Origin of the sequence: Arthrobacter nitrophenolicus, assembly GCF_000332815.1 — a bacterium.
Classification (GTDB): Bacteria; Actinomycetota; Actinomycetes; order Actinomycetales; family Micrococcaceae; genus Arthrobacter; species Arthrobacter nitrophenolicus.
On sequence record NZ_AOFD01000003.1, the window covers coordinates 92,632 to 114,342 of the forward strand.

Here is a 21,711-nt window from a genome sequence, read left to right on the forward strand (position 1 = left end):
GGGGGCATCATGACCAAACGTGCACTAATCACCGGCATTACCGGACAGGACGGCTCATACCTTGCAGAGTTGCTGCTTGCCAAAGGTTACGAAGTCCATGGCCTGATCCGTCGCGCGTCTACTTTCAACACAGCAAGGGTCGACCACCTCTACGTCGATCCGCACGACCCCAAGGCAAGGCTGTTCCTTCACTACGGTGACCTAAGCGACGGCGCACGTATGGTGACATTGCTCGCGGACATCAAACCCGACGAGGTCTACAACTTGGCTGCTCAGTCGCATGTTCGTGTTTCCTTCGATGAGCCGGAACACACAGCGGACACGACGGGCGTGGGTACAATTCGCCTTCTTGAAGCAGTCCGCCTGTCAGGTATCGAGACCAGGTTCTATCAAGCATCATCATCGGAGATGTTTGGTGCCACCCCTCCCCCGCAGAACGAGGAAACCCCCTTCTATCCTCGGTCTCCTTACGGTGCCGCCAAGGTGTACAGCTACTGGATCACGAAAAACTACCGGGAAGCGTACGGGATGTTCGCCGTAAACGGCATCCTGTTTAATCATGAGTCTCCCCGCCGCGGTGAAACCTTTGTGACTCGAAAGATCACCAGAGCTGTAGCTGCCATCAAAGCTGGTAAACAAGACCTGCTTTACATGGGCAATCTCGACGCCGTTAGGGACTGGGGTTATGCCGCCGAGTATGTGGAGGGCATGTGGCGGATGCTGCAGGCAGATGAGCCTGATGATTTCGTCCTCGCGACAGGTGGCAACTACACGGTCCGTGATTTCCTCCAGATAGCCTTCGAGCATGCAGGTCTCAACTGGGAAGAACATGTCCGTTTCGATGAGCGTTATCTTCGACCCACTGAAGTTGATGCCCTAGTAGGAGACGCTTCAAAAGCCCAAGAGAAGCTCGGATGGAAGGCGACGGTCCATACACCAGAGCTGGCTCGAATCATGGTGGACGCCGATATTGAGGCGCTAAAGCATGCCGGCAATAATTGGATTGACTCCGTCGACCTCGCGAGCTGGAAAAACTGATGTCGGATTCGTTGGGCTTCCAGCCAGCTAAGCTAGACCGTTCCGCCCCTTTCTACGTGGCGGGACATAGGGGTCTTGTCGGCTCAGCCATCTGGCGAAACTTGCAGCGCGAGGGCTTCACCGCGCTTATTGGTCGCACATCTTTAGAGTTGGATCTCAAGGACCGGGAGGCTGTTTTCAGTTTTTTTGCCGAGAATCGCCCTCGATATGTTGCTCTAGCAGCAGCAAAAGTAGGTGGCATCCTCGCCAATAACACCTTCCCCGTTGATTTCCTTAGTGACAACCTGAGAATCCAGGTCAATGTGCTTGATGCAGCAAGGGAGTTCGGTGTCGAGCGCCTCCTATTCTTGGGCTCCTCCTGCATCTACCCCAAGTTCGCAGATCAGCCAATCCGTGAGGACTCACTGCTGACCGGACATCTTGAGCCCACAAACGACGCTTATGCCATAGCCAAGATTGCGGGCATCATGCATATACAAGCTGTACGCAGGCAGTATGGCCTTCCTTGGATCTCAGCGATGCCGACAAATCTGTACGGTCCCGGAGACAACTTCTCTCCGGAGGGGTCGCATGTGATGCCAGCCTTGATACGCCGATACGATGAGGCCGCCCGGGCCGGAACGCCGGTTGTAACTAACTGGGGATCTGGTACGCCACGTAGGGAATTCCTACACGTCGACGACATGGCTGCTGCGTGCCTTCACCTTCTTGAAAACTACGACGGTTCGTCTCAGGTCAACGTTGGTACTGGAACAGACGTCACAATTCGTGAATTGGCCACCTTGGTAGCACAGGCAGTGGGATACGAGGGTGACATCGAATGGGACACGACGAAGCCTGATGGTACTCCGAGGAAACTCCTGGATGTCAGCAAGCTGAGTGATGCAGGTTGGACTTCCTCCATTGGTCTGGAAGAGGGCATACGCAGCACTGTGGCTTGGTTCAGGGACAATTACCTCTCCATCCGCAGCTAACTACCCATGACGGTGAAAAGGTTGTACTAATTGTGGTTCTGAATTTGGGGGACGCCGCGTGAGTGAGGACGCGGACTGGAGAGGACGTTCCTCTCGGCTTTTGGGCCTGGTCGATGCCTTTGTTGTGGTTTGGGCTGTCGTAGGTGCTTTTCTTATTCGGTTCGGGGCTGAACCCGACTTCGTCGGCCCTGCCGAAGAAGTAACCTACATCTGGCTTTCTGCAGCTCTGGCGATAGTTTGGTGGTTCATGCTCGGAGCATGGAATAGTCGCCAGAGCCGTATTCTCGGCTCCGGCGCGGACGAATATAAACGTGTGGCCGCGGCATCGTTATGGCTTTTCGGCATTGTGGCAATCGTGTCCTACGTCCTAAGATTCGACACCGCGAGGGGGTACGTGGGTCTTGCCTTGCCCGTAGGCCTCCTTGGGCTTTTGCTTGGCCGTTGGCTCATCCGTCAGCATCTCAACATTAAGAGGCGGCAGGGACGTAACATGTCCCGGTTGTTGCTCCTGGGTGGGCCTGGTGCCGTTTCGCACCTTGCGGCTTCGCTTGATCGGGCAAGAAATGCGGGCTACATGCCGGTGGCTGCCTATATGCCTGGGTTTGAAGGAGCCGCTGAAATCGAACCGGACTCTGGCCTCCGAGTTTTAGGAACTAAGCCGGAGACTGAGTCGATTGTTTCTGCAATCGAAGCGTGCGGGGCGGACGCAGTGGCCGTCTCAGCAGGTGTTCAACTGCATCCACAGACACTCCGCCATTTGGGCTGGGAATTGGCTTCAAGGAACGTGGGGCTGATCATGGCTCCGGCACTGACAGACGTCGCGGGGCCGCGAATTCATACGCAGCAGGTTGCGGGTCTTCCCCTGATTCACGTGACCACACCCACTCTTGAGGGTGGGCAGCGGGTAGCGAAACGACTCTTCGATATTGTCGTTTCGGCCCTACTGATACTCCTGGCAGCTCCGGCGATGGCCTGCGTAGCCGTATTGGTCAAGCTGGATAGCCCAGGGCCAATTCTGTTTCGCCAGGAGAGGGTAGGTATCGAGGGTCGACACTTCCGAATGCTTAAGTTCCGTTCCATGGTTGTTGATGCGGAGTCGAAGCTACAGGAACTAGCGGACCAGAATGAAGGCTCCGGCCCTCTCTTCAAGATGAAGAATGACCCCCGTATCACTCGTATCGGGGGTGCACTTCGCAGGTTCAGCATCGACGAGCTCCCACAGCTTTTCAACGTCTTTTCAGGATCGATGAGCTTGGTGGGACCCCGGCCGCCGCTCCCGCGCGAGGTTGAAGCCTATGAAAGTGACGTCCGCCGGCGCTTGCTGGTGAAACCAGGGGTTACGGGGCTGTGGCAGGTGAGCGGCCGTTCGAACCTTTCTTGGCAGGACTCTGTCCGCCTCGATCTTTACTACGTCGAGAATTGGTCACTTGCAGGTGATCTCGTAATCATTCTTCGCACTGTTCGGGCGGTTTTTCATAGCACTGGCGCCTACTAACGGTACAAATGCCCTCTGGGGAAGGAATCAAGACAATGCGCATATCTGTAATCGGCTGTGGTTATCTAGGTGCAGTACACGCTGCCTGCATGGCCAAACTCGGGCACGAAGTAGTCGGCATTGACGTGGACGAGCACAAGATCAAAGAGCTAGCAGCTTCCAGAGCGCCTTTTTATGAGCCAGGCCTCGAGGACCTTCTGCGCGAGGTCCAGGACACCGGTCGGCTTTCTTTTACAACAGACATGTCAGCTGCTCAGGGTAACAGTGTCCATTTCGTCTGCGTTGGCACGCCACAGAAAAAAGGTGAGAATGCGGCCGACCTGACCTACGTCGATGCGGCGATTTCCGCGCTCCTCCCGTTCCTGTCACCAGGAGACGTCGTCGTGGGCAAGTCGACTGTTCCAGTTGGAACCGCCGCCCGGCTTGCAGGCTTGGTCGAAAATAAGGAACCTACAGCTCACCTAGTCTGGAATCCAGAATTTCTGCGCGAAGGCCATGCCGTATCTGACACCCTTGAACCAGATCGCTTTGTCTATGGCGTGAGCGATGGATCGGAGGACCATCCAGCCGTCTCAATATTGGATGAAGTCTATGCCGCGCCGCTGTCGAGTGGGACGCCACGTCTCGTAACTGACCACCCCACGGCTGAACTAGTCAAAACCGCCGCAAATTCGTTTTTGGCTACAAAAATCTCGTTCATCAATGCGATGGCGGAACTATGTGAAGCGGCGGGAGCGGACGTCACGAGTTTGGCTGATGCAATCGGCATGGACGACAGGATCGGGCGAAAGTTCCTCAATGCAGGCATAGGCTTCGGTGGAGGCTGTCTGCCGAAGGACATTCGGGCATTTATGGCACGAGCCGGAGAACTCGGCGCTGATCAGGCCCTCACATTCCTTCGAGAAGTCGACGCCATCAACATGCGGCGGAGGGGCCGGGTCGTGGAATTGACCCGGGATTTATGCGACGGCTCCCTGCTTGGGAAACGTATTACAGTTCTTGGAGCGGCGTTCAAACCAGAAAGCGATGACGTTCGGGATTCTCCAGCACTAAGCATCGCCGCCCAACTACAACTTCAAGGCGCTGTAGTCTCCGTAACTGATCCTAAAGCCATCGAGAATGCAAGACGGCGGTTTCCCGAGTTGCATTACGAGCCCAATACCGAGTCTTCCGTTCAGCGTGCCGACGCCATCCTTCTACTGACTGAGTGGAACGAGTATCGGGGGCTGGACCCATATGAATTGTCGCGTCACGTTACGAGTCCCCGTATCCTCGACGGACGTAATGTCCTGGATGCTGCCAAGTGGCGTGCCGCCGGCTGGATATATCGCGGGCTTGGACGCCCGTAGGGATGAGTCCAATGCCAAAGGGTAAGACTCCGCATTCACGGCCTGTACCAAGCAGGAGACGCCGGCGACTTTTGATGGCTCTTGCATTCTCCGCGGTTATTGTTGTGGCCGGAGTGGCAGCCACATTTTGGCTCGCTTCCAAAGCCAATACCATTCAAAGAGAACTGACCAGCGCCACTGCCCTCATTGCTCCTTTAAAGAGCTCAATATCAACCAATGATGCAGAAACCGCTGCAGCTACCGTTGAGCGCCTTAAGCGGCATACGGCAGTTGCCAGAGATACGGCCAACGACCCGCTGTGGAGCCTGGCGTCAGCGGCTCCATGGGTGGGCGCAAATTTCAGCGCTGTTGCAGAAGTTGCTCGTTCCGCAGATGATGTCGCAAACCTGAGTATTGGTCCACTAGTAAAAGTGTACAAGTCGCTCGATTGGAACACGTTGTTGCCTGGTGGTACGGGGACAGACCTTGCACCCCTGCAGAGCGCATCGCCCAGCATCTCCTCAGCAGCCCATGTAGTGAGGATCTCGTCTGAGCGATTGGACCAGATCGACGAAAGCAACCTGCTGCCGCAGGTTGCTGAGCCGCTTAGACAGGCACGTGATGATCTAAGAGACGTGACGGGAGCTTTGGACGCTGCTTCAAACGCCGCTGCCATTGCACCTGACATGCTCGGCATAGCCTCGCCCAGGAACTATCTGCTGATGATTCAGAACAACGCTGAATCCCGTGCTTCGGGAGGGATCCCGGGGGCATTAGCTGTACTGACCGTAGATAACGGAAAGCTGAGCCTCGGCGCCCAAATCAGTGCTTCGGAATTCGGTGTCATATCACCCACACTGCCTGTCGATCTCGAGCAGCGAAGCATCTTCTCTACTCGCATGGGCAAGTTCATCCAAGATGTGAATCTGACCCCTGACTTTCCCACTGCTGGATCAATGGCTCAAGCGATGTGGGAGAAAAAGACGGGCCAACGTGTCGATGGCGTACTGTCCATAGACCCAGTTGCGCTTAGCTTCATTTTGAATGCGACTGGGCCTGTCCAGATCTCAAATCCTGAACTTCTCGCTCTGTCTGGCGGAGGGCTACCTTCAGAGCTCAATAGCAGCAACGTGGTTCCGACTTTACTTTCGGACGTGTATGCCAAAATCAAAGTCCCACAACTGCAGGATGCTTATTTCGCCGCCGTCGCTCAGGAGCTGTTCTCGGCCGTGTCCAGCGGCAAATCAGAGCCCGAGAAATTGCTGAGCAGTATCACCCGCGGTGTAGCAGAAAACCGCATACTCCTCTGGTCCAACAACGAGGACGAGCAAGCTATAGTCAGCCGCTATCCAATTAGTGGTTCTATCGCCGGTCCAAGCGTTTCTCCTGCCCAGTTCGGTGTGTACTTCAACGACGGCACTGGGGCGAAGATGGACTATTACGTCGAACGCACTGTCCAGCTAGTCAAAGAGTGCCCCAGAGACGGATACGAACAAACCACCGTCAGGATCACGAGCACCAACACAGCACCGGCCAATGCTGGGCAAACCTTGCCTGCCTATGTGACGGGGGACGGTGTCTTCGGTGTCACTCCGGGAGCTGTACAAACCAACATCGTGACCTACGGTCCAATGCAGGCTTTGGTTGAAGCAGCGAAACTCAACGGCGAGCGAACGGGTTTTGCCCCCCATGTCCACAGCGGCCGTCCGGTAGCAGTACTCGCCGTGCAATTGGCGCCTGGGGAAACCAAGACGGTCGAGGTCACGTTTGCCAAAATAGTGCAGCATGCAGAACCTAACGTAGTTGTCACGCCCACTGTGCAGGCGGTAAAGGACGTTACATTGCCCACAGAAAATGCTGCCTGCGGCTAGATGATGGCGGTGGCGTTAACACTATGTAAACCGACTGGATTGAGATTGCTCACAACGAAGAGCAGATGGTACGGTCTTTGTTGGGATATATATCCGTAGTTCTGCACAGGGTCTCGTGCGGAGGGGAATACTCCCCAATTCGGGTACATCAAAAACTTAAACGTCTCCGGGGGGACACATGAAGAAAACACTCGCAGCACTCGCACTTGCCGGTTCCATCGCGCTCGTAGGCGCGGCTCCTTCCATGGCCGCCACCTATCCCGCCCTTCCGCCGCAGGCCGCCGTTTCTGACGGTGTCGTCGGCCCGGGTGAAGACTTTATCTTCAGCGGCCAGGGCTTTCTTGCCGGCGAAACCCTTACCATCACCGTCACTCCGGGCCAGGCCCCGGCATCCGACGGCGCGAGCATCGCCGGTGGTGCTGCCGTAGCGGCCAAGATTGCCATCGTTCAGGCTCCGCAGACGCTTTCGACAGTTGCAGACGCGCAGGGCCGCTTCTCACTTCCCATTTCCATCAGCGAGGCGGGTACTTACTCGCTGACAGCAACCGGCAACACGTCCGGCGTTGTTGTTGGACCCGTTACGGTCACCGTCGCTGCATCCCTGGCCAACACCGGCGGCAACGCTGGCGGTGCGCCGCTGGCCAACACCGGTTCCGGCCTGGCCAACACCGGTGCCGACTCCGGCCTGGTCCTTTGGACCCTGGTTGGTGCTGGCGCCCTGGCTGCCGGCGCAACTTCCGTAGTGGTTGTACGCCGCCGCGCTAAGGCAGAGGCTGCTGCCTAACAGCATCTAGCCAACACCGAAGAAGGTGGGTGGTCTCCAGAAAGGAGACCACCCACCTTCTTCGTTAAGGTTTCGACAAGCTCAACCATCGAGCTCGGCAAGTCAACCACCGCGCTCGACAAGCTCAACCACCGCAGTTCTAGGGTCAAATGAGACTTCTCCACAATCGTGGCTTCTGGCGAGTCACACTCGGCGTCATGCTCATTCCCCTAGCTTTCATAGCCTTTTGGCCTAGCCCGGTGGATCAGCCTGTCCAGGGACTGCTCGCCGACATCCTGAGTTTCCTTCACCGGCAAGGAATTCCACGCTGGTTCAATTACAGGTTTGTCGAGGCCTCGGCCAATGTGGGGCTATTTGTTCCCTTTGGAGTAGTCAGCGCCCTTGCATTTCCTAGAAAACGTTGGTGGCAGTTGGGGGCCTTTGGGTTGTTCATTTCCTGCTGCATAGAGCTCGGCCAGTTCCTGTTTCTCCACAACCGCTTTGCTAGTCCTGTTGACCTCATGACAAACGCTTCAGGTGCTGTCATCGGGTCTCTGATCGCCTCTGTTGCCCTTAAACGCCTGGAGGCCCACCGCCTTTCGGCAGCGGACCTCCAGTAGGTCTGTACGGGTTCTAGCTAGTTCACGAAGCCCTTCATCCAGGTCTTCAGGTCCTCCCCGAATTCAACGCGCTCGGATGCGAGCGTGATGACGGCCTTGAGGTAGCTCAGCTTGTCCCCGGTATCGAAGCGACGGCCCTTGAAGACCACACCGTACACGCCGGAGCCTTCGCCCTCACCGGCGGCGAGGGTCTGCAGGGCGTCGGTAAGCTGGATTTCGTTGCCACGGCCGGGCGGAGTGTTCTCGAGGACGCCGAACACGGACGGGTGCAGCACGTACCGGCCGATCACGGCCAGGTTGGACGGAGCTTCGCCCACAGCCGGCTTCTCCACCAGGCTGTTCACGCGGACGTAGTCTTCGCCCTCGATGAGGGTGATGTCTGCGCAACCGTAGGCACTGATCTGCGAGGGATCCACCTCGATCAGGGCAATTACGGATCCGCCGGTCTTCTGCTGCACCTCCATCATGGTGCTCAGCAGGGTCTCGGCCTCGTCGATGAGGTCATCGCCCAGCAGGACTGCAAACGGCTCGTTGCCCACGTGCTGCTTGGCGCACAGGACTGCGTGGCCCAGGCCCATGGCCTCGCCCTGGCGGACATAGTGGATGGGACCCAGTTCCGAGGCGTACTGGATGGACTCCAGACGCTCCTTGTCGCCCTTTTCCTCCAGTACTCGTTCCAGGCCAGGAGCGCGGTCGAAGTGGTCCTCCAGGGCACGCTTGCTGCGGCCCGTGATCATCAGGATGTCGTTGAGGCCTGCGTTGACAGCCTCCTCCACCACGTACTGGATGGCCGGACGGTCAACCACCGGCAACATTTCCTTCGGCATCGCCTTAGTGGCGGGCAGGAAGCGAGTTCCCAGTCCGGCAGCAGGAATGACGGCTTTGGTAACAGCTTTCCCCATAGTCATAGGTGAACCTTACAAATTTCGCGGACGGAAAGGCAATTTAGAAGGGGTTCGCCAGGCTTGGTTTCGACAGGCTCAACCACCGGACTTTTTGGGTTTCGACAAGCTCAACCACCAGCTCTGAGGTCCCTGGCGATCTGAGGAAGGGCGCGGAGGAAACGGGCCCATCTCGCCCAATGCTGCATTAGCTGACCGCCTACCGACATGTCCGCATAGATGTTCCCGCTCAGGAAGACCTGCGGCTGCGGGAAGACTGCACGCCACAGCAGCCCCGGCTTGGCCCGCCACGGCGCCTGGACAAGGGCTACAAGCCGGGCGCTGCCCGGTTCCCTGGCCAGCAGGCGGTTGCGCCATTCCATGGACGCCGGCGGCCACTCCACGGCGTGCGGGTCCGCAAGGAGGCCTTCAAGGAAGGGCCGTACTGCCGCCAGGGAGCCTGTGGCTTCGGCGATACGCAGGATGCCGGGCGCTTGGGCTTGGAGCCAGACCAGTTGTGCCAGGTACGCGAGTTCCTGCCGGCAGGCAGGCAGGTGTGGCGACCGGAGCGCATGCAGTGCCAGGATCAGGATTGCGAGAGCAGGCGACGGAACCCGTATTGTCTGCCCTGCCAGATCAAACTCTCCCGTGTGAGCCCACATCGCCTCGAAACACTCAGCGAGACCAGCCTCCATGCCGGGAAAGCGGAAGTGGACGTCGACGCAGCACGGCCACTCCGGGTGGTGAAGGGTGACAGCGTGTTTGGGAAACGTGGTCGTATCCGGGTCGACAGGGCGCTGGCGCCAGCCCCGCTCCTGCAAGCCCTGGAGCATGACATCGAGACCGGCAGGGTCAGCGAAAACATCCACATCGGCTGATGTCTTCGGCTGCCGCAGCCCTTGCAGCACAGTGACCGGTCCCTTGATGAAGAAGGCTCGGACCCCCACGCTGGCCGCCACCCGCGCGACCAGGGCATGACCTAGCAGCACGCCCTCGGAGACGCTGAGTTGGGCATTATCGGGTTGGTCTGCCACGGACACCTTCTAGCCCTTGGCCCGGCGCCCGCTCAGGGCAGCTTCCACGGCGCTTTCCTCTGGCGAATCCACCACGGGGCGCGCTGGCTGGGGAGCAGCCGCAGGCACTGCGGCAGGAGCGGAGGTGTACGTGCCGTAGTAGGAGTACGCATCCGTCCCCCGGGTCGGCACGTAATTCAGGACAGCACCCAGCACGCGGCCCTTGACCTTGTCCAGGTTCCCCAGGGACTGGGCCAGCTGCTCCTGGGTGGTCCTGCCAGACCTGATCACCACGATGGCACCGTCGGCAACGCGCGAGAGAACGGCAGCGTCCGTCACCGGAAGGAGGGGCGGCGCATCGATCAGGACGACGGCATTTTCAGCCAGGGTATTCAACATTGTCTTCATGGCCCGGGATCCGAGCAACTCGCTGGGATTCGGGGGTATGCGGCCCGAGCCGAGGACTGACAGGTTGGGAAGGGCGCCCCAGGGCTGCAGGACATCGTCAAGCTCGGCGGTGCCGGTCAGGACATCCGTGACGCCCGCGCCCGGAACCAAGTTGAAAACGTCCACCAGCGTGGGGCGGCGGAGGTCGCCGTCGACTACCACCACATTTTCGCCGGCCGCCGCCATGGTGACGGCGAGATTGGCGGTGACTGTGGACTTGCCTTCTGCCTGGACTGAGCTGGTCACCACGATGATCCGCGGCGGCTGGTCCACGTCCAGGAAGCTGAGGTTGGTGCGGAGCTCCCGGAGGGCCTCGGCCATGGCTCCCCCGGCGTCGTGGATCTGCTCAGTGGTGCCCGTGTCCAGGACGCTGCTCCTGCCCTCAAGACGGCGGTCCGCGGGAAGAGTGCCGATCGCGGGGACACCGAACAGCCGCTCGATCTCGGACGCCTGCCGGATGCGGCGGTCAAGGTGCCGGCGGACCACTGCATAGGCCATGCCGAGCGCCAGGCCGACGAGTGCGCCCAACGCCAGATTCAGCTTGGTGTTGGGGGACGACGGGCTGGTGGGGAGGACGGCTTTGCCCAGCGGAAGCACCCGGACAGCCGTCGCCGTGGCACCCGCCGGCGTCCCGGCGTCGGGCGTTGCCGCGGCCCCGGACTCCACTGCCGCTTGGGCCGGCGGCACTGTCTCAATCGCTTCCACCTGGGCGGCGAGGCCGTTGACCCACGCGTCCGCCACGCGCTGCGCCGTGGCCGGATCAGTGGACTGGGCTGTCACCCGGATCTCTGCGGTGTCCAGCGGGACCTTCACCGTGACGCTGCCCAGGAGGGCGTCAGCCGTGGTGTCCAGCCCCAGGGCGGCGATGACGCGGTCCGCCACGAGCCGCGACTTCGCCACCGACTCGTAGTTCTTGACCTTGGCCTTGGCCAAGCTGTCGCCGGCGAGCGAAAGGCTGACGTTGTCAGAGCCGGGCGTCACCACGATGCCGCTGGAGTCCGACGAGTAGATCTTGGGCTGCAGCACCGTCCAGCCAAGCGCCGAGAGCGTGGCCAGCAGGGTGAGGGCGACAATCCCCTTCCAGTACGCCCGGATCACGCGGAGGTAATCCGTCAGGTCCAGGCCCGGAGGCGCTTCCGCGGCGGCGGCTGGTGTGGTCATGGTGGTTTCCTTACTTTTCCAAAACTGATTCGGCGGTGAGCTGCTGTGCGGCCCGTTCGACGGCGGCCCGGTAGCCTTCCGGGGTTCCGTGCTGTTTTGCGACGGCTTCCACCAGGTCCTCCAGTGGGACCGGGGCGGCGGCTGCATCCCAGATGGCCGGGCCAATCCCACTGAGCCGCACCACCTGGTTCTCCAGCATCACCAGGAGGTCGCCGCCGATGGCCACGGCATCCCGGGCTGCTGCCCGCCGGAACCAGCCCTGCGGGATGTCTCCGGTGCCGGTATTCTCTGCTATCCGCGCTTCCCATGCCGGCTCCTGCCGAGGCTGCTCTCGAAACAGCGGTTCCAGCGCCGCCGGTAGGTCTTCGGCTTCCGAGTAAGTCACCTGCCACACTCCCCCGACGTCGTCGATCAGGTGGCAGAGCGACTGCAGCGGTGCCCCGATCTCGGCCTGGGAGGAAGTCTCCGGAAGCAGGGCGAGCACGGCGTCGGCCAGCGGGACCTTTTCGAGGACCGGAGCTATGGTTGGGCCGCCTTGGACCCGGTCAAGCAGCACGATGGACTGGATGAAGGGCATGGCGGTGACCGGCAGGAGCCCCAGCTCGTCCGGCCCCACCTGCCGCTTGTACGGGCTGTGACCGCGCTTCACGGACAGCGGCTTGGGGTACGGCACCACGGAACCGTCATGGGCGATGGCCACTGTCTCATCCGTGACGTACCCGTAGCTCCTGGCCAGCACGGACGCCGCGGTGGTCTTGCCGGTGCCGGACTTGGCCACCAGCGCCACCACGGCCCCTGTCAGGGGATCCGCGATCCCGCAGGCGTGCAGCATGGTCAGCTCGCCCGCGTTGGCCAGGATCGCGGCCAGCGTGAGCCTGGTGGTGACCGCCTCGGCCAGTTCCTCAAAGGAGGCTGCCTGCAGGTGGAACTTGCCGCCGTCGTGCGTCACGGACCGGTGAGCAACCGACGCGTGAACGGCAGGCCAGCCGTGGGTTCCTCCGGCATTGGCGGCAGCATGAGCTGGCGAACGCTGGCGCAGCGTGACCACGCCGCGCTCATGCCCTCCCGCTGCTGCCGGGTGACAGCACGGCCCCACCGCACACCGAACTGCACGCCCAGGACGTCCACGCACAGCAGGTCGCTGCCTTTCGCCAGCTCCTCGAACAGCCGCTTCTCCCAGGAGACCAGCGCGTTCCGCACCGGGCTCCCGGGAATGAAGCTGCTAGCGGTCACTGCCGGGCGCAGCCTCGATCAGGCGCTGTGCCTCCAGGCTGGCCAGGAAGCTTTCCACCTGGGCGTGCATCTGCCCTGTCCGGTCCTCGAAGGTGGCCTCAAGTTCCGCGAGGATGGACTGCTCCGTTCGCTGGCCGTCGATCAGGTCCCAGATGACCGCTGCCGGGCCTTCCAGGACCACGGGCTGGGTTGCGTCCACATGGAGCAGGGCAACCCGGCTTCGGCGTTCGCTGCATACTTCGGCCACCAGGCCGCCACGTTTCCAGACCATTAGATAGTCATGGTGATGTTCGGAATCACAAGCGGGGTGATTGACGTCCCCGTGATTGTCATCGTGAAGGTATAAACCTGCCCCGCAATCGGTGCCGATTGGCCGTTCCCTTCTACGTACTGAAACGACACGCCGCGGCTGACGAGTTGGTCTCCGGCAATGGTGATAGACGCTGTCGAGATATAGGCCGCATCGAATACCGGTGCCAGGACAGTAGCGCCGTCAAGGGCCTTGATGGCGATGCCGGCTCTGACCGATCCGCTGTTCACGGCCGGAACAATTCCAACGGTGATTGTCTGCGCAATGCCGGTAGTGTTTTGGATGTCCAGGTTGGCAGGACCTTGTCCATGTCGAATCTGCCCCTGTCCCTGCACTCCCTGCTTGGTGAAGGTGATGCTTCCAACCTGTCCCAAGGCGAGTGAAAGTGTTCCCGACGCTGCGGCAGCCGGGGCAGCAATGGCTGTGGCGATCACCGGCAGCGACCAGGCAACACCTGCAACCACCCTGCGGCGGCTCACACCGTTTTCGTTGTCAACGACTTCTTCCTGCAAAATCTCAGACAAATAAGCCCCCAGAGTAGTTTTTGAGCATGGTCAGCTGCCTCTAGCCGACGCTGTGCTTTTTGGCCGGCGAACTCCGGCCTCTTCTACTCTTTCCAACGGGGATAAAGATCGCTGCAAGTGGGACTCAAGCTTCAATCAAGATTGGGTTCTTTTTATCTCAACCCTGCTTCCACCTGCGGAAACGTGGCCCGCAGACTCAAAGCTGCTCTTGATGAGTGCCTGACTGGACCGAGAACGTTGTCCCGCCTTCATCCGTCACCATCTGGTCGGATTCCTCCAGGCCCGTCGACGCGGAACAGTCATCGCATCGGCCAACGAATTGGTGGGGACAGGCCGCGAGGTTCATGCCGTCGCCTGTGGACAATCTGGCTCGCATGGTTTCCGCCGTTCCTGAGCCGGTCCCGGCCTGCCGGGGACTCATGTGTTTCAGCCGCCGCAAGGGTGGTGCCGGCGATGTTCCGGAGCGGGAGCCGTAGTGGCCAACTCCCAATCCTCGCCGGCACTTCCAGTGAACAACCAACTGGAGGGCAAATCACGAGTAGGCGATACCCGTTTCCTGTGGGCCTACCCTACCTCCGCAATACTCGGGAAGCGGGACCTACCTAAGCCCCTAGCCGGTTTTCGGCAGTCCCGGGCCGACCCGTGGGCCGGTCCCCCAACCGACTGGCACCGGCCCACGGAGGCGGCCCTGCCCAGCCATGGCCGCCTTCACCTGTTCCCGCGGCTTGCGCCGGGGTCTACAGGTGGTCTTGTCGCGCTGGCACGGGCCCCAGCGCTGACTGGAACGTCGACCGCCTGGACAGCTCGGAGTCGACGAGGTGCAGCAAGGCAAAGTTTCCAATGGGGTTGAAGGCAGTCACTGCCACAGAGTTGCCCAGCGCCCACCGCAGCTGGAGGAGGTCCGACATCGGCACCTTGTGCAAGTTTTGGAAGCGATGAAAGACCCTGCCCGCGGGTGCACGGCGAAACAGCGCCTTATTGGCGGCGGGGTTGCCAGTGGTGGGGAGCATGAATAAGGCTCTCGTGGGGATTCCAGGAGGCTGGCTGCTCAACCAAAAGTAAGGACACGATACCCAACGGCGCGCTGAAGCGCATTAGTTTCCGTTTTTTACAAGTACGTGACATCGGCGAAGCGCCCCAGGAGAGTCGGCTCCTGGGGCGCTTCTGGGCATTGCGGTCAATCAGGCAAGGCACCCGCCGAGCGCGATCGTCCCGTCGATGACGGCGATGCGGTCCAAGACCACCTTGTACTGGGCCAGAAGGCCGGCGACAACGACCTTCTGGGCGGCAACGGCGTCGCGGTTGACCTTCTTGGCGCTCTCCAGGGTCCGCAGGGTCGCGGACTCGGTGACGATCTTGGCGTCGAGAGCGTTCAGGTCGGCCTTGGCGGTGGTCAAGGCCGCTTCCTTGTCGCTAATCGCCTTGTTGAGCGTGTTCAGCGAGGTCTGCAGCGGGGTGAGCTGGTTTTGCAGGGACAGGATCGCGTTCTCGGTAGCGGTGATCGAGGTGTTGAGCGTGCCCAGAGTCGTGACCAGCTTTGCGACCTCACCTTCGAGCCGGGTGACCTCGGCGGTCTCGTTGGTAACCGCAGTGTTGGCGGCGGTCAGTGTGGCCTGCAGGCCGGGCAGTGCGTCCTCGAGCGCCTTCAGCTCACCCTGCTTGGCAGTGATCTCCGCCTTGGCGGCAGTCAGGTCCCCGGTCAGCCCGGGCAGGGCAGCCTCCAGCGCGGCGATCTCGGCCTTCTTGGCCGTGACCGCGGCGTTGGCGTTGGTCAGGGCGGTGTTCGCGGCGGTCTGGGCGGCCTTGGCGTCGGCCAGCGTCGCGGTGGCAGAGGTGACCTGCTCGTTGGCGCCGACCAGGCTGGTCTGGAGGCCCAGGAGCTGCTGCTGAAGGTTGCTGCTCTCCTGCTGCTTGGCCGACAGCTGGGAGTTAAGTGTCGCCAGCTGACCCTGGAGCTTGGTCAGGTCACCGTTCAGGGCGGTGATCAGCGCTGTCTTGGTTGCTGCCTGCTGCTCGGCGGCAGCGATTTCCGCCTTCTTGGCCACGATCAAGTCCTGCAGCTCCTTGGCCCGGGCGCCGCTGTTGTTCGCCAGCGCCTTGCGCTCGGCCTCCAGTGCGGCAAGCTCCGTCTTGAGCGCGGCTGCGTCGGCGACCGGCATAGCGGTCGCGGCGGCGATCTCCTGCTCCTTGGCGGCGATTTCGGCATTCTTGGTGGTGATGTCACCCTGCAAAGCCGCGATTTCGGTCTGCAGCACAGGAAGCTTGGCCTCGACGGCGCCAATCTGCTGGGTGAGGGTTGTCACGCTCTGCTCTGCCAGGCGCAGGTTCTCCTCAGCCTTGACCACCGCGGCGGTCGCGGCGGCGGCGTTCGTGTCAGCAGTCTTGGCCGCTGCCTCCAGCGCCGGCAGGGCCGCGCGGGCGTCTGCCAGGTTCTTCTCCGCCGCATCCACCAGCGCCTGGGCGGTGTCACCCTGAGCGACCAGACCGGCCAGTTCCTGCGTGGCCTTCTCGATCGCGGCCACCTGGTTGTTGACCATGGTCTGCGCTGCCGCCGCCGCGCCGGTCAGATTTTGTAGGCGGGTCTTCGCGGCGGCAAGGTCGGCTTCCTTAGCCGCCTTGTCGGCGAGGGCTTGGGTCTTCTTCGTGTTGAGGCCGGTGAGCTCGCTCTGCGCGGCGGTTAGCTGCGTCTCCAGCGGCGTGATCTGGTTCACCAACGTCGTCCTTTGGCCCTGAAGCGTGGTCAGCTCGGTGTTCGCTGCGGCGATCGCGGCGGTCAGCGTAGCCTTGTCGGCCTCAAGCTTGGTCAGCGACATCGTCGTCGCGTCGATTTTTCCGACGAGGGCGGCATACTCCGTGTCCAGCGCGGAGATCTCGGCCTCCGCAGCCTTGATCTCCGCACTCAAAGTGGTCTGCGTGGTGACCAGCGCGGCCCGCTCGGCGGTCAGCGCCGCGATCTGCTCGGCGTTCTGCTTCGCCGCGGCCCTGAGCAAATTCGGCTGCGCGTTGCCGCGGTGCGCCTGCTGGTTGGTCACACCGTTGCAGATGCCCGATACAGGGGCGGTCTCGGCCAACGCCTGAGGCGCGAGAACCAGCATGCTGGTCAGAACTCCCGGGAGGATGACAGCGGTTGCAACGCGGCGGGCAAGGGCGGGTTTCGCACTACTGGCGCTCACAGTCACTCCTGGTGATTTCGTGCTGGGTCCGGTCGCGACGCGAGCCGAGATCTTCTTGCTCATGGTGTTCCTTGGTTCTGGCCGTTAGGGCATGCGGTTTTTGGAGTAGAGGATGGGAGAATCCGCGCAACAGTTCAAGCGGATCAGCAGTGGCGGGAGCGTTCCTGCAGGTATGTCAGCAGCAATCTGGCTCTCAATCCCTTGGTGTCCAGCCGGCCCGCCCTGATGAATTAAGGCTACGGCGAAACGGGACAGGAAAACCGTTTGCCTGCGTTCAAATGCCTAAACGCTGATTGCGGTCAAGAGTAGACATCAATTCTGCAATCCAAGTTGGACAGGATGCTGCGTTCACTGTGGGTCAGGCCTTCGTTGCAAGTAGCGCGCCTTTGAGAATCAGGTAATTGATACCCGGGCTTTCCGATGATTGCGGCATTAGTGTTTGCTGGTCGGCGATTACGCACTGAGGCAGTGACGTGATGCACGGGGGCCGCTACAACTGGTGTCGAAGTGACTCCGAGAACGGGACCTTCGCATTGGGTGCAGTGTAGGGGGGACTGATGTCGGTTGAAGACCGTCTTAGTAAGGAACGGCTCCGACACGCCCTGCGCCTGACACTGGTTGGATGGGTCCTCGGGCTCGTGGTCACCGGCCTGGTGGTGTGGAGCCCTCACGTGTTGTTTGGATACCGCAGCCCCGCTCTCCACTTAGTACTGGAGTCCGTTGACGCATGCGTGGCCTTGTTGGTGGCATATTTGCTTGCCGGCCGTTACAGGCGGCGCCGAAGGCTCCATGACTTGTTGCTGGCACAAGGCCTTGTGCTGCTGGCGGCCGCGGGAACTGGCATGTCGTGGCTAACGGGATCATTGACCGGGGACCGCGACGGAAGCCTTAGTGTGTGGCTTCCCCTTGCGCTTCGGCTTATCGCTGCAGCCCTTATTGCGGCCGCGGCCCTGGTAAGCCTGAACCGGGAGTCACCGTCGAGACGGGGACTGCGGACGGTGACCATACCTGTAGTCCTTGTCATCCTGATGTCGTTACTCCTGTGGGCAGCCAAAGCCCGGCTGCCCATCGCTGTGGACCCCTCGATAAACGGAGCGCCGCAACCATTGTTGTTTGCCGTTCATCCCCTGTTTTTCGTTGCCCAATGCGTGGCGGCCCTATGTTTTTTCGTGGCGTCCATCGCTTTTACGAGGCGTGCCGCACATCATGATGACTCGCTGCTGTACTGGCTTGGCCCTGCTTGTGCCGTTGCAGCCTTCTCCCGCGTTAATTACGCACTTTTCCCCTCGCGGTACACAGATTGGTTCTACACCGGGGATCTGCTGCGGACCGGGTTTTACGTCCTTTTGCTGGTCGGCGCCAGCCAGGAAATTGGGCAGTACTGGGACGCCCATGCCCGTGTGGCCGTTCTCGAGGACCGAAGGCGGCTCTCCCGCGAGCTGCATGATGGCGTCATCCAGGAGCTCGCACTGCTCCGAATGGAAGGACACTCCCTGCCTCCGAATTTTCCGGCCAGGAGCCGAATTCTCGCCGCCTGCGATCGGTCCCTGGACGAAGCCCGCGCAGCCGTTCACGCCCTTGGCCATGGCGGCGACGAGCCCCTGGCGCTGGCATTGCGCCGGACAACACGGGAGCTGGCGCAGAGGTACGGAGTGCGCCTGGACATCCAAATTGACGACTCCATCGAAGCCAGTGCGGACCAGCAGCACACGTTGCTCCGCATCATCCGCGAAGCAGTGGCAAACGCGGCACGCCACGGCCACGCCCAACACCTGTGCGTGCGATTAGTCAAGGACGGCGAACGGCGGCAACTGCTTGTAGAAGACGACGGTGAAGGTTTTGACAGCGCTGGCGCCACAGGCGCCAACGCTGGCTACGGGTTGGTCAGCATGCGGGAAAGGGCTCGAACCTTGCCCGGGTTCCTTGACATCACGTCCCGTCCGGGAGAAGGAAGCATGGTTACTGTGACATGGTAGAGCAGCAGCGCCTACGCGTAGTGATGGCTGATGATCACGCGCGCATCAGGGGGAAGGTCCGCCAGGCGCTTGAAGCGGGCGGCTGGGAAGTGTGCGGAGAGGGCGCCACCGCCACAGAAGCGGTTGAGCTGGCCCTGAAGCACCGGCCCCACGTAGTCCTGCTTGACATCCACATGCCCGGTAACGGGATCTCCGCCGCCCAGGAAATCAGCAGGACGTTACCCGAAATAGCTGTTGTAATGCTGACTCAATCCGCGGACGATGAGGATCTCTTCGATTCCCTACGGGCGGGGGCCATCGGCTACTTACTCAAGACAACGGACCCGCTGACACTAACCGATGTTCTGCGGAGGGTTCTCGCCGGTGAGGCGGCCATGTCTCCTACCCTCGTGACCCGCATCCTTCAGGAGTTCAAAGCACCCGCCCGAAGGGTTTTGAACTGGAAGCCGGCGGCCGTGGCGAAGCTGAGTGCGCGGGAGTGGGAGGTCATGGAGCTTCTCGCTACAGGACTGTCCACCGAGGACGTCGCCAAGAAGCTTTTCGTGTCTCCAACCACGGTCCGGGTGCACGTCTCAGCGGTCCTGCGCAAACTCCGGGTTAAAGACCGTGAGAGCGCCTTCCGTATGTTGCGGGAGTAGCGGAACAGGGCCCGTTATCTCTGGCCGCCAATTACTCCACTGAAAGCCCGGGAGCCCAGGCTCAACCAACGCACCCGAAAAACTTCGGCTCCCGCTTCTCTTGGAACGCCCAAAATCCCTCGGCGTAATCCTCGGTCTTGCAGAGCCGCGCCTGCTCGGTGTTTTCCTCCTGCATGGACTCCCACAGCCTAGGCGCTGGTCCCGGATGTGCGCCACCAATTCCTTGCACTCCACGAACGCGCCAGTGGCGCCGGAGGCCACCCCGGGCCACGATCTCCCGGGTGCTGTCCAGCAGCTCGTCCGCGCGCATAGCGCGGCTGAACTTGCCCTGCGCCACCGCCTCCGCGCCAGAGATTAGGTCCGCCGTGTGAATCGGGTCCAGCGTCCGGTGCATGCCCAGCCGCTCGGTGAAGTACCAGTGCCCGCCAGAATCCAGCTTGGCGCCCAGCTTCGCGAATGGCGACCCGAACTTCGCGTTCTCCGCCACGGACACTACATCCGTGGCCAGCAGCAGCCCAGCCCCACGCCCAGGCACGCGCCCTGCACCGCAGCGAACGTCAGCGCCGGGAACGCCGCCAGCTGTTTAAACAGCGGCTCCACCAGCCCGCCCAGGTACGCGGCGGCGTCGTCGCTCTCCGGCGTCACGTGCTGGCTCAGCGGACCTTGCCCTTGGTCACGGTGATGGTGATGGGACCGGTGGACGCGTCGGGGCTGACGCCGTTGGTGGCGGTCACCGTAAACGTCGCCTTGCCGGCCTTGGTCGGGGTCCCGGAAAGGACACCCGTGCTGGAGTCCAGGCTCAGCCTGCGGGCAGTGCACCGGAGGACACGTAGAAGGTCGGGGCAGGGTCGCCCGTGGCGGTGAACGTGTAGCTGTAGGCGGCGCGCATGGTCGCTTTGGTCGGGGGTGTTTTCGCGGTGAACACCGGGGGTGTTGCGTTGACATCAATGACCCAGACCATATCAAAACCGGGCCTGCCGCCACTGTTGGTAACGTAAGCTGTCGACCCGTCGGGGGTGAAGGCAACATTTTCTGGGTCTGGTCCCACAGGGATGGTGGAGGCAATGATGCCAGAGGCCACATCGATAACGGTCACTGTGCCGAAATAGATGTTTGTCACGTAGGCGGTGGACCCATCCGGGGTGAACGCAACAGCGTTCGGATTCGGGCCGGCCGGGATCGTGGAGGTCACGGTGCCAGACGCCACTGCGATAACTGCCACTGTGCCGGCATCGAAGTTGGTGACGTAAGCTGTGGACCCGTCCGGGCTGACTGCAACGCCCCAGGGGATAGCCTCAAGCGGGATTGTGGAGGTCACCGTGCCCGACGCCACGGCGATAACCGATACCGTGTTGGAATCGGCGTTGGTGACGTACGCCGTCGCGCCGTCCGGGGTGAACGCAACGCCAACCGGAGACAACCCGACCGGGATCGTGGCGGTTACGGTAGCCGACGCCACGTCAATGACTGACACCGTGTCGGGGCCGGCGTTGGTCACATAGGCTTTTGAGCCGTCCGGGGTGAACGCAACGCCGAACGGGTCGACGAGGGCCGGGATAGTGGAGGTCACCGTGCCCGACGCCACAGAGATGACCGATACTGTGTTGGAATTCCAGTTGGTGACGTAGGCTGTGGACCCGTCCGGGGTGAATGCGACAGCTCGTGGGCCCGTTCCGACCGGAATGGTGGCCGCCACTGTGCCCGACGCCACGGAGATGACCGATACCGTATCGGAATGCATGTTGGTGACGTAGGCTGTGGACCCGTCCGGGGTGAACGCAACACCCCTCGGGTCAGACCCGACCGGGATCGTGGAGGTCACCCCGCCAGCAGTTGCCGGGAGATTACCGGCCAGCATGAGCACCGCCAGGGCCGTGCCGATGATGGCGGTACGCCGCCGGGCCAATGTTGTCCTGACCGTCATCAGATCCTCCTGCATTTTCCGGGCGAAGTCGCCTGGACCCGGAGTCTATCGACCAGCTAAATCAACAGTCAGCAGTAGTCGTTACCCGTCTTCCGGTGGGGGCCTACCTGTTCCGTGGGCAGCGCCAGCGTCTCTGTTGTCAAGAGGTGTGCGAGCCTATACTCGTGGTACCGAAAATCACTGCATTGCAGGGACGGGATCGTTGGAAAGGTCGCGGTCAGCCGTGGTCGGTAACCCATTCAGGAACAGCCACCATTCCCACAAAAGTGAGGCCAAAGACGGCCCTCAGCGGACGTCCTGGTTGAAGCGCGAGGACGCCGCCATCGCCCACGGCCACAGCAG

22 protein-coding genes are annotated in these 21,711 nt (G+C 61.3%); 9 read left to right on the forward strand and 13 right to left on the reverse strand.

Going from position 1 to position 21,711, the window contains the following annotated elements; translation table 11 throughout:
- The first annotated feature begins 9 nt into the window (after window positions 1-9).
- The 7 genes from gmd (at window position 10) to G205_RS01660 (ending at window position 8,089) form a co-directional block, all read left to right on the forward strand.
- On the forward strand, window positions 10-1,038 hold the full coding sequence (gene gmd, locus G205_RS01635; RefSeq protein WP_035751704.1) for a GDP-mannose 4,6-dehydratase: 1,029 nt from the start codon (window positions 10-12) through the stop codon (window positions 1,036-1,038).
- Window positions 1,038-2,012 (forward strand): GDP-L-fucose synthase family protein, encoded by a 975-nt coding sequence (locus tag G205_RS01640; RefSeq protein ID WP_009356432.1) that lies wholly within the window; start codon window positions 1,038-1,040, stop codon window positions 2,010-2,012. Before gmd ends, G205_RS01640 begins: the two co-directional genes overlap by 1 nt.
- Before the next feature lie 58 nt (window positions 2,013-2,070).
- Window positions 2,071-3,507: a sugar transferase gene (locus tag G205_RS01645; protein ID WP_035751707.1), complete on the forward strand. Its 1,437-nt coding sequence runs from the start codon at window positions 2,071-2,073 to the stop codon at window positions 3,505-3,507.
- 35 nt (window positions 3,508-3,542) lie between these two features.
- Complete coding sequence (locus G205_RS20860) at window positions 3,543-4,856, forward strand: UDP-glucose dehydrogenase family protein (RefSeq protein ID WP_083874986.1); 1,314 nt, start codon at window positions 3,543-3,545, stop codon at window positions 4,854-4,856.
- 74 nt (window positions 4,857-4,930) lie between these two features.
- A complete protein-coding gene (locus tag G205_RS01650; RefSeq protein WP_083874987.1) occupies window positions 4,931-6,706 on the forward strand; it encodes a DUF4012 domain-containing protein in 1,776 nt (591 codons plus the stop codon).
- A gap of 178 nt (window positions 6,707-6,884) precedes the next feature.
- Complete coding sequence (locus G205_RS01655; protein WP_009356436.1) at window positions 6,885-7,490, forward strand: LPXTG cell wall anchor domain-containing protein; 606 nt, start codon at window positions 6,885-6,887, stop codon at window positions 7,488-7,490.
- 197 nt (window positions 7,491-7,687) lie between these two features.
- Complete coding sequence (locus tag G205_RS01660) at window positions 7,688-8,089, forward strand: VanZ family protein (RefSeq protein WP_152419499.1); 402 nt, start codon at window positions 7,688-7,690, stop codon at window positions 8,087-8,089.
- 17 nt (window positions 8,090-8,106) lie between these two features.
- Here G205_RS01660 and galU read toward each other — a convergent pair whose 3' ends face one another.
- The 9 genes from galU to G205_RS01710 form a co-directional block, all read right to left on the reverse strand.
- Window positions 8,107-8,997: a UTP--glucose-1-phosphate uridylyltransferase GalU gene (galU, locus tag G205_RS01665; protein ID WP_035751710.1), complete on the reverse strand. Its 891-nt coding sequence runs from the start codon at window positions 8,995-8,997 to the stop codon at window positions 8,107-8,109.
- Between the two features lie 104 nt (window positions 8,998-9,101).
- A complete protein-coding gene (locus G205_RS01670) occupies window positions 9,102-10,010 on the reverse strand; it encodes a nucleotidyltransferase family protein (RefSeq protein ID WP_338058362.1) in 909 nt (302 codons plus the stop codon).
- A gap of 3 nt (window positions 10,011-10,013) precedes the next feature.
- The gene (locus tag G205_RS01675; RefSeq protein WP_009356440.1) at window positions 10,014-11,591 is read right to left on the reverse strand and encodes a tyrosine-protein kinase domain-containing protein; all 1,578 of its coding nucleotides are present in this window, start codon (window positions 11,589-11,591) and stop codon (window positions 10,014-10,016) included.
- Between the two features lie 10 nt (window positions 11,592-11,601).
- Window positions 11,602-12,540: an ATP-binding protein gene (locus G205_RS01680; RefSeq protein ID WP_009356441.1), complete on the reverse strand. Its 939-nt coding sequence runs from the start codon at window positions 12,538-12,540 to the stop codon at window positions 11,602-11,604.
- A complete protein-coding gene (locus G205_RS22385) occupies window positions 12,537-12,824 on the reverse strand; it encodes a hypothetical protein (RefSeq protein WP_035751713.1) in 288 nt (95 codons plus the stop codon). Before G205_RS22385 ends, G205_RS01680 begins: the two co-directional genes overlap by 4 nt.
- A complete protein-coding gene (locus tag G205_RS01690; RefSeq protein ID WP_009356443.1) occupies window positions 12,814-13,095 on the reverse strand; it encodes a PqqD family protein in 282 nt (93 codons plus the stop codon). The genes G205_RS22385 and G205_RS01690 overlap by 11 nt, the downstream gene beginning before the upstream one ends.
- Window positions 13,095-13,658: a hypothetical protein gene (locus G205_RS01695; protein ID WP_052013987.1), complete on the reverse strand. Its 564-nt coding sequence runs from the start codon at window positions 13,656-13,658 to the stop codon at window positions 13,095-13,097. The genes G205_RS01690 and G205_RS01695 overlap by 1 nt, the downstream gene beginning before the upstream one ends.
- Before the next feature lie 737 nt (window positions 13,659-14,395).
- On the reverse strand, window positions 14,396-14,566 hold the full coding sequence (locus tag G205_RS21875; RefSeq protein WP_160166587.1) for a hypothetical protein: 171 nt from the start codon (window positions 14,564-14,566) through the stop codon (window positions 14,396-14,398).
- Between the two features lie 273 nt (window positions 14,567-14,839).
- Window positions 14,840-16,894, reverse strand: coding sequence for a coiled-coil domain-containing protein (locus G205_RS01710; protein ID WP_235046742.1), 2,055 nt, complete (start codon window positions 16,892-16,894; stop codon window positions 14,840-14,842).
- A gap of 935 nt (window positions 16,895-17,829) precedes the next feature.
- Here G205_RS01710 and G205_RS01715 point away from each other — a divergent pair.
- Both G205_RS01715 and G205_RS01720 read left to right on the forward strand, forming a co-directional pair.
- The gene (locus G205_RS01715) at window positions 17,830-18,807 is read left to right on the forward strand and encodes a sensor histidine kinase (protein ID WP_160166588.1); all 978 of its coding nucleotides are present in this window, start codon (window positions 17,830-17,832) and stop codon (window positions 18,805-18,807) included.
- Entirely contained in the window at window positions 18,801-19,445 is a 645-nt protein-coding gene (locus tag G205_RS01720; protein ID WP_009356448.1) for a response regulator, read from the forward strand. Before G205_RS01715 ends, G205_RS01720 begins: the two co-directional genes overlap by 7 nt.
- Before the next feature lie 61 nt (window positions 19,446-19,506).
- Here the strand turns inward: G205_RS01720 and G205_RS01725 are convergent, their stop codons facing one another.
- From G205_RS01725 to G205_RS01730, 4 genes are read right to left on the reverse strand one after another with little or no spacing between them, the layout of a single operon-like run.
- Window positions 19,507-19,932 carry an enoyl-CoA hydratase/isomerase family protein gene (locus G205_RS01725; RefSeq protein WP_235046743.1) on the reverse strand — a complete coding sequence of 142 codons (426 nt, stop codon included), beginning with the start codon at window positions 19,930-19,932 and terminating at the stop codon, window positions 19,507-19,509.
- Window positions 19,933-19,937: 5 nt separating this feature from the next.
- Entirely contained in the window at window positions 19,938-20,090 is a 153-nt protein-coding gene (locus G205_RS21880; RefSeq protein WP_009356450.1) for a hypothetical protein, read from the reverse strand.
- Between the two features lie 8 nt (window positions 20,091-20,098).
- Window positions 20,099-20,248 carry a putative Ig domain-containing protein gene (locus G205_RS22390; RefSeq protein ID WP_083874989.1) on the reverse strand — a complete coding sequence of 50 codons (150 nt, stop codon included), beginning with the start codon at window positions 20,246-20,248 and terminating at the stop codon, window positions 20,099-20,101.
- Entirely contained in the window at window positions 20,245-21,369 is a 1,125-nt protein-coding gene (locus G205_RS01730) for a beta-propeller fold lactonase family protein (protein WP_009356451.1), read from the reverse strand. The genes G205_RS22390 and G205_RS01730 overlap by 4 nt, the downstream gene beginning before the upstream one ends.
- Between the last annotated feature and the right edge of the window lie 342 nt (window positions 21,370-21,711).

Coding starts and splice junctions, on each gene's coding strand:
- G205_RS21875 (WP_160166587.1), bottom strand. CDS start 14,566: ATGTCGGACCTCCTCCAGCTGCGGTGGGCGCTGGGCAACTCTGTGGCA.
- G205_RS01710 (WP_235046742.1), bottom strand. CDS start 16,894: ATGAGCAAGAAGATCTCGGCTCGCGTCGCGACCGGACCCAGCACGAAA.
- G205_RS01730 (WP_009356451.1), bottom strand. CDS start 21,369: ATGACGGTCAGGACAACATTGGCCCGGCGGCGTACCGCCATCATCGGC.
- G205_RS20860 (WP_083874986.1), top strand. CDS start 3,543: ATGCGCATATCTGTAATCGGCTGTGGTTATCTAGGTGCAGTACACGCT.
- galU (WP_035751710.1), bottom strand. CDS start 8,997: ATGACTATGGGGAAAGCTGTTACCAAAGCCGTCATTCCTGCTGCCGGA.
- G205_RS01650 (WP_083874987.1), top strand. CDS start 4,931: ATGGCTCTTGCATTCTCCGCGGTTATTGTTGTGGCCGGAGTGGCAGCC.
- G205_RS01690 (WP_009356443.1), bottom strand. CDS start 13,095: ATGGTCTGGAAACGTGGCGGCCTGGTGGCCGAAGTATGCAGCGAACGC.
- G205_RS01675 (WP_009356440.1), bottom strand. CDS start 11,591: ATGACCACACCAGCCGCCGCCGCGGAAGCGCCTCCGGGCCTGGACCTG.
- G205_RS01640 (WP_009356432.1), top strand. CDS start 1,038: ATGTCGGATTCGTTGGGCTTCCAGCCAGCTAAGCTAGACCGTTCCGCC.
- gmd (WP_035751704.1), top strand. CDS start 10: ATGACCAAACGTGCACTAATCACCGGCATTACCGGACAGGACGGCTCA.
- G205_RS01720 (WP_009356448.1), top strand. CDS start 18,801: ATGGTAGAGCAGCAGCGCCTACGCGTAGTGATGGCTGATGATCACGCG.
- G205_RS01660 (WP_152419499.1), top strand. CDS start 7,688: ATGCTCATTCCCCTAGCTTTCATAGCCTTTTGGCCTAGCCCGGTGGAT.
- G205_RS01655 (WP_009356436.1), top strand. CDS start 6,885: ATGAAGAAAACACTCGCAGCACTCGCACTTGCCGGTTCCATCGCGCTC.